Source organism: Fodinibius sp. (assembly GCF_041642155.1).
Lineage (GTDB): Bacteria > Bacteroidota > Rhodothermia > Balneolales > Balneolaceae > Fodinibius.
Genome location: NZ_JBEPWZ010000009.1, coordinates 26,158 through 33,407, shown reverse-complemented (window position 1 = coordinate 33,407; position 7,250 = coordinate 26,158). Strand labels below are relative to the sequence as shown.

7 protein-coding genes and 1 tRNA gene are annotated in these 7,250 nt (G+C 49.8%); 4 read left to right on the top strand and 4 right to left on the bottom strand.

Going from position 1 to position 7,250, the window contains the following annotated elements:
- A partial coding sequence (locus tag ACESLU_RS01565) for an NADPH-dependent assimilatory sulfite reductase hemoprotein subunit (RefSeq protein WP_372634157.1) occupies positions 1-1,481 on the bottom strand: 1,481 nt, incomplete at its 3' end.
- Positions 1,482-1,512: 31 nt separating this feature from the next.
- The gene (locus ACESLU_RS01560) at positions 1,513-2,355 is read right to left on the bottom strand and encodes a sulfurtransferase (protein ID WP_372634154.1); all 843 of its coding nucleotides are present in this window, start codon (positions 2,353-2,355) and stop codon (positions 1,513-1,515) included.
- A gap of 952 nt (positions 2,356-3,307) precedes the next feature.
- Here ACESLU_RS01560 and ACESLU_RS01555 point away from each other — a divergent pair.
- The 4 genes from ACESLU_RS01555 to moeB are packed head-to-tail and all read left to right on the top strand — an operon-like array spanning position 3,308 to position 6,299.
- Positions 3,308-4,252 (top strand): PLP-dependent cysteine synthase family protein, encoded by a 945-nt coding sequence (locus ACESLU_RS01555; protein ID WP_372634151.1) that lies wholly within the window; start codon positions 3,308-3,310, stop codon positions 4,250-4,252.
- Between the two features lie 19 nt (positions 4,253-4,271).
- The gene (locus tag ACESLU_RS01550) at positions 4,272-4,712 is read left to right on the top strand and encodes a Mov34/MPN/PAD-1 family protein (RefSeq protein WP_372634148.1); all 441 of its coding nucleotides are present in this window, start codon (positions 4,272-4,274) and stop codon (positions 4,710-4,712) included.
- A 20-nt stretch (positions 4,713-4,732) separates the two neighbouring features.
- Complete coding sequence (locus ACESLU_RS01545) at positions 4,733-5,074, top strand: MoaD/ThiS family protein (RefSeq protein ID WP_372634146.1); 342 nt, start codon at positions 4,733-4,735, stop codon at positions 5,072-5,074.
- A 40-nt stretch (positions 5,075-5,114) separates the two neighbouring features.
- The gene (gene moeB / locus ACESLU_RS01540; RefSeq protein WP_372634144.1) at positions 5,115-6,299 is read left to right on the top strand and encodes a molybdopterin-synthase adenylyltransferase MoeB; all 1,185 of its coding nucleotides are present in this window, start codon (positions 5,115-5,117) and stop codon (positions 6,297-6,299) included.
- A gap of 137 nt (positions 6,300-6,436) precedes the next feature.
- Here the strand turns inward: moeB and msrB are convergent, their stop codons facing one another.
- Together msrB and ACESLU_RS01530 are read right to left on the bottom strand one after the other, a co-directional pair.
- The gene (gene msrB / locus ACESLU_RS01535; protein ID WP_372634141.1) at positions 6,437-6,886 is read right to left on the bottom strand and encodes a peptide-methionine (R)-S-oxide reductase MsrB; all 450 of its coding nucleotides are present in this window, start codon (positions 6,884-6,886) and stop codon (positions 6,437-6,439) included.
- Between the two features lie 165 nt (positions 6,887-7,051).
- Positions 7,052-7,126, bottom strand: a tRNA-Pro gene (locus tag ACESLU_RS01530).
- Positions 7,127-7,250 lie beyond the last annotated feature (124 nt).

Below are 7,250 nucleotides of genomic sequence, written 5' to 3'. Positions count from 1 at the left end.
TCGAGGGAACGACCAACAAATCCTATGTCGGCCACATAGGGACGGGAACAGCCGTTCGGACAGCCCGTCATGCGGACGGACAGTTTCTCATCTTCGAGTCCGAGGCCGTGCAGCACATCATCCAGATCTCTGATAATATCCGGCAGAGCCCGTTCGGATTCGGTGATAGCAAGTCCGCAGGTAGGCAGGGCCGGGCATGCCATCGAGTATTTGATTGCGTTCGAAAGTTCATCGTCCAGCAATACGCCGTGGTCGTCAAACATGTGCTCAATGCGCTCCCTGTCATCTTCATCGATATCCGTAAGGATCACGTTATGATTGGGGGTAAGCCGAACGCCCGTCCCGTATTCTTTTACCACTTTACGGAGTGCGGTCTTCAGCTGAAGGGCACCATCATCTTTAATGCGCCCGTTTTCGATGGAAAGTCCCAGGAACCAGTTGCCGTCCGACTGCCTGTTCCAGCCGAGATAGAGATCCAGTTCAAAGTCGGGCAATTCGCGGAAAGGCTCCAGCTCATACCCAAGGCGCTCCACCAGCTCGTTTTCAAACTTCTCCAGTCCCCATTTGTGGATCAGGTATTTCATTCGGGCCTGCTTCCGGTTTTTCCGGTCCCCGTGATCGCGCTGTATTTCAATAATTTTTTTTACCACCTCCACCACCTTTTCTTTGGGGACGTATCCGAGGTCGTCGCCCAGCCGGGGGAAGGTATCCTCTTTGCGGTGGTTCATTCCCATGCCGCCGCCGACGATGACGTTAAAGCCTTCAATTTCATTGTCATCGTCGAAAAGGGCCACCAGCCCGATATCCTGAGTATAAACATCGATGCTGTTGTCTTTTGGCAGGGCGATGCCCACTTTGAATTTCCGCGGCAGGTAACTGTGACCATACAGGGGCTCGCTGTCGGCGACTTCCTCCTTGCCGGAATAGACCTTGTCGCCGTTCAACCAAACTTCGTGGTAGGCCTTGGTGGCAGGCAATAATATATCGGACAGGTCGTCGGCGAAGGCCTGAACCTTTGCCTGGCGCCCGTCTACATCGGGAGCCGGCGAGGCCATCACATTGCGCACAATATCACCACAGGCGCCAAGGGTGGTAATTAACGAATTGTTAATCTCCTGCAGCGTCTTTTTGAGTTCATCCTTGATAATGCCGTGCAGCTGAAAGGCCTGCCGGGTTGTTACCCGCAGGGTTTGATCGGCATAATCATCGGCTATTTTGTCGATGGCCAGGTATTGATTCGGGGTCATTTTACCGGCGGGCAGCCGGCCACGAATCATAAAAATGTAGTGGCGGTCACGCCCTTCCCGGAGATCACGATCATCCTGCTGGTAGGTGCCATGAAATTTAAGCACCTGTATGGCCTCTTTACCGAAATGGGAAGAATCATTTCCCACTTCTTCGGCAAGAGGCGCACGCAGATAGTCGCTTTTCTCCTTTATGACCTCAATTTTACTTTTTGTTCTTTTTCGTCGAGAACCCATAAAGGATCTTTGGTTTAAATCAAGTTAAATATTACCGTTCGATGGGTGCGTCAATCAGATTGCCCCATTCGGTCCAGGAACCGTCGTAATTACGCACGCTCGGATATTCGAGCAGTTCATTCAGGACAAACCAGGAATGCGCCGATCGCTCGCCAATCCGGCAGTAAGAGATAATATCCTTGTCGGGCGTGATTCCTTCGTTTTCATAGATTTCTTTCAGCTCCTCTTCGCTTTTAAATGTTCCATCTTCGTTTACGGCTTTTGACCATGGAATGTTGGAAGCCCCGGGAATATGACCTGGACGCTGGGAGAGTTCATTCAAGCCAGGAGGTGCCAGAATTTTGCCGGTAAACTCATCCGGAGACCGGACATCCACCAGACCGAAATCATTATCGTTCAAGCGCTCTTCAACATCCTGACGGAAAGCACGATATTCTTTCTTTACCCCGGATATCGTATAATCCGTCGTATCGTAATCCGGCGTGTCGGTTGTCAATTCACGACCTTCCGCCTCCCATTTCTTGCGGCCGCCATCCAGAATCTTTACATCTTCATGGCCGTAATACTTCAGCAGCCAGTAAGCCCAGGCAGCGAACCAGTTGTTGTTATCTCCATAAAGTACGACCGTCGTATCGTTATCAATCCCGGATTCCCGCAACAGGTTTTCGAAATCTTCTTTCGAACTGATCGTTCTGCGCAGCTGATCCTGCAGCTGCGTTTTCCAGTTCCATCCTACCGCACCGGGAATGTGGCCGGAGTCATAGGATTCGGTATCTACATCCACTTCTACCAACCGGATGCCCTCATCGTTGAGATGATTGGCTGCCCAATCGGTAGTAGCGAGTACTTTTTTGTTGGTTAATACGTCAGACATAGTAATTAATTTTAGCTTTGTTTTTGGTTAGGTGATATACATGAATCTAACAAAGCCCTGCTGATGCAGGCGGGCGGGCATTATCAAATAAAAAAGCCCATTACCTGCAACAGGTAATGGGCTTTTTCGTCAGTTTCTTAGATCATCATTTTGACATATCAGCTCCACTACCTTTCAAGGGATTCATACAACAACACATACACATATCCATGGACATGGCAGTGGAGATCGCTGAAAAGTGGTGGTTCTGATTTTGGTTATTCATCAAAATAATTTTTGGGTTGTTTGACAATGACGTGTTGTCATCAGCGCTTTTAGGATAGAAACTTATCACATTTATGTCAACTCTAATTTCAAAAAAATAATTTTCTATTTTCTCAGGGTACCATTTTCCACGCTGTATGCCGATTTTTGAGCAACAACAAGTCGGATCTATAAGGCATCGCCAGGAGGATCACATATAGATAAAACCTCTTCGTTTTGCTGCACCAAAAAAGTTGGGCTCTCGCAATTGATTGCCCAAACGAGCCGGATTAATACCGCTCCCTGTGCCCCAACACAGAATTAACATGGATATTTTATTTATTCTTTAACAAGAAATCTTTTGGCCTGACTCAGCCCTGACATACCTATTAAACGAACAGTTAAAAGGTGCGCAAAACCCATTGGATTTATAAAAAAATTTCCTATCTTTAAACAGTAATTTCAGGCGTTTGCTCAAAAGCGTCAAATATAACTACTTAAGTTTTGACAGCAACACGACAAAATATATCATTCCACTCTTCCCTCAAGCACCACTGTTGTGCGTGTTGTTGCTGTTGTTGTTGTAGATAGTTACCGGATCTAAACACTCATATTCTCTTCTCAGCCGGTAGCATCATTTGAATCCGGGTCCACTGCCCGATTCATCTGCTCACGTCCATTTCCCCAAAAAATCATTAGTCAGAAGATCATGGAAACACTCGACATTATTGAAAATCAAAATTTAACATTGGAACAAAACATCGAACGGATGGATGACTTTATCGGTCATACCCCCCTATTCCCGATTCAGAACCTCCATACCAGCGACCGGGTCAGCATCTTTGCCAAACTGGAATGGCAGCAATTCGGGGGAAGCGTCAAATCACGCCCCGCTTACCGCATCATCCGGGATGCCGTTAGCAAAGGGGACCTGCATAAAGGCAAACAGCTGCTGGATGCCAGCAGTGGCAATACCGGCATTGCCTATGCACATCTCGGGGCCGCCCTGGGTATCCCGGTAACGCTGTGCCTCCCAGAGAATGCGTCCGAAGAGCGTAAACAGATCCTGAGAGCACTGGATGCCAACCTGGTACTCACTTCCCGGAGCGGGGGCACAGACGAAGCCCAGGAAGTCGCGCGCGCCATGTACGAAAGACAGCCTGATAAATATTACTATGCCGACCAGTACAGCAATCCCAGCAACTGGAAAGCCCACTACGACACGACGGGACCGGAGATCCTGGATCAGACCGATTACGGGATCACCCATTATATTGCCGGCCTGGGCACCACCGGAACGTTCACGGGTACCGGACGGTTTTTGAAAGAATACAAGCAGGATATACGGCTCATAGCCCTGCAGCCCGACCTGGCGATGCATGGTCTCGAAGGGTGGAAACATCTTGAAACCGCCCACACCCCGGCTATTTATGATGCATCGGTGGCCGATGAAGTCCGAAGGGTCAGTACGGAGCGAGCCCACCAGCTGGTCAGGCTGACCGCTCAAAAAGAAGGCTTGCTTATCAGTCCCTCTTCAGCCGCCAACCTGGCCGGGGCGCTGGAGTTGGCGGAGGAATTGGACGAGGGCGTCATTGTAACAGTTTTCCCGGATGACCTCAGTAAATACGGAGAAATTAGTAACCAGCTGTTTTAAGATTTATAGTTATTTTCATATGAAACTGGAAATCAGTAATCACGCCCTTCAAAAGATGCAGGATCATGCTGAAGCAGACTATCCCAATGAATGCTGTGGTTTTTTCTATGGTCGGGAAGGCGATATACGCCAGGTTCGGATTGCCCGGCGGGTAGATAATGCAAAGGAAGGAGATCAGCGAAGACGATTCCAAATTGATCCCCAGGACTACCGGAAAGCCGAACAATATGCGGTCGATCATGATTTGGACCTGCTGGGGGTTTATCATTCTCATCCCGACCACCCGGCGGAACCTTCTGAGCACGATCGCAAAGTGGCCATGCCATGGTTTTCATATATCATTATTTCTGTTGGGGATGGAGCTGTTGCCGGTGTTCGCTCCTGGCGCTTGAATGACCACCGGCAATTTGAGGAAGAACCCACGGAAGTCAAAGAATTTAAACAAAAAACAGAAACGTAAATCTAAACACTCACAGCTTTATGGCAACGATTATCATCCCGACTCCTTTAAGAAAATATACCGACCAAAACCGACGTTTTGAGACCCGGAAGAATACCCTCTCGGAAGCGATTGACCAGTTTGTAGAGGAATACCCGGAAGTTAAGCAAAACCTGTTGGACGAAGATGGAAATGTCAGGTCCTATATCAAGCTTTATATCGGCGACGAGGAAGTGGATCCGGCCGAAAATGGCTCCCTCGAGCTCAGTGAGGATACGGAAGTCAGTATTATACCCGCCATCGCGGGCGGGATGGGGTGGACCACACCAAGACGCAATGTCGCCAAGAATATTTCTTCTCTTCGTCTCAGCGATTCTGCGTGAGATCGTTGGATTCATATTGGAATTTTTAAGAATAACTGTCATGAACAACTGGAAGAACATAGAATTTTCAAGTGAAGAACTCGGCCATTACAGCCGCCACCTTTCTATCCCGGAATTTGGTATGGAAGGTCAGAAGAAACTGAAGGCTGCGAAAGTGCTGGCGGTGGGGACCGGCGGACTGGGTGCCCCGATGCTGCAGTACCTTGCGGCGGCCGGGGTGGGTACGATCGGCATTGTGGATTTTGACAGAGTGGAAGCCAGTAACCTGCACCGCCAGGTACTCTTCGGCGCTTCTGATGTAGGCCGGCCCAAAGTCGAGGTCGCCCGGCAAAGACTCCAAGAGATCAACCCGCATATCGACATCGAAATCCATAACGTGCGCCTGACCAGCGAAAATGCACTTGAAATCATCGAGAAGTATGATGTGATCGCCGACGGTACGGACAATTTCCCAACGCGATACCTGATCAACGATGCCTGCGTAATGCTGGATAAACCGAATGTGCATGGATCAATTTTTCAATTCGAGGGACAACTTTCGGTGTTCAACTACGTGGATGAGGAAGGCAACCGCGGTCCCAATTACCGGGATCTTTATCCGGAGCCCCCACCCCCCGGCCTGGTACCAAGCTGTGCGGAAGCGGGCGTGCTGGGCGTCCTGCCGGGCATTATCGGCTGCCTGCAGGCCAGTGAAGTCATCAAGATTATCACCGGCATAGGGTCTCCGCTTGCCGGCCAGCTGTTCCTGTTTGACGCCCTGGATTTCAGCACGCGGAAAGTAACCGTGACAAAAAACGAGGACAATCCGCTGACGGGCCCGGAACCCGAGATCACCGAACTTATAGACTATGAGGCTTTTTGCGGGCTTCCCTCTTCTTCAAACGGTCAGGAAGAACGGGAACCCGAAGTGCCGGAAGTTACGGTACAGGAATACAAGTCGTGGCTCGACAGCAACGAAGAGGTACAGCTTGTCGATGTACGCGAGCCCCACGAGGTCGAGATCGCTGAAATCGGCGGAGAGCTGATTCCGTTGAAAACGGTGATTGATAATGCGGATAAAATAAGCCGGGACAAAAAAGTGGTTGTTCACTGCCGCAGCGGCCAGCGCAGCGCTGACGCGATCAAACAGCTCCAGGAGAAATACGGCTTCGACAATCTCTACAACCTCAAAGGAGGTATCCTGGCCTGGTCGAAAGAAATTGACGACAGCGTGCCGCAGTATTGAGAGCTGCACACTCAAGATGTGATGATCCGTTTCCACCCCATATGATCTCTGGGGTTACCCAAATCTGGATGAAGATGTCCGACCGGCTTTCCCCCGAAATTAAGTATGAAGGTGAAGTGGTCTGGCGAGCAGGTATTTTAACCTTCCTCTATAAGCTGCAGCGAAGCCGAGTTAATGCAATATCGCAAGCCCGTGGGATCGGGACCATCCGGGAACACATGTCCCAGGTGTGCATTGCACACATTGCACAACACTTCAACGCGGTTCATCCCGAGACTTTTGTCTACCTTGTAGCGGACCACATTATCGCGTACCGGTTCCGTGAAGCTGGGCCAACCTGAACCCGACTCAAATTTTTCGGTGGAATCAAAAAGCTCGGTGCCACAGCAAACACAGGCGTACAGACCGGGGTCGTGCGATTCGCAGTACTGTCCGGAGTGTGGTTGTTCCGTTCCCTTTTTACGGGTCACCCGAAACTGCTCGTCGGTTAATACCTCCTTCCACTCAGCCTCACTCTTTTCTACCTTTCTGGGGGGCTCGGGGTTCCCATTCGCCGTTTTCTTATGAATTTCCTGCCAATTTACCATATATGAAGAAAAATAAATACATTTTTAAAAAGATCGAGCTGGTCAATCAACTTTAGTTGCCAGGGCAAATTTAGAACGGACCCAATGCCCTGATCGTTCCGAACCACAAGCCCATACCGGAAAGACTTCTGTCATACAAATAAAATAAATTAACGGTGTCACCTGTCGGGGCGGCCGGATTTGAACCGGCGACCTCGTCGTCCCGAACGACGCGCGCTAACCGGGCTGCGCCACGCCCCGTAGATCTCTGTCCGGAGCCCTAAAATCGAAACTTTCCTGCCTAATTACAAGAGTAGTTCCTGGCTTTTCTCTCTTCCAAAAATGATAGAAGAAATGATCAACCCGCTGTAAAGCTCAAGCTATC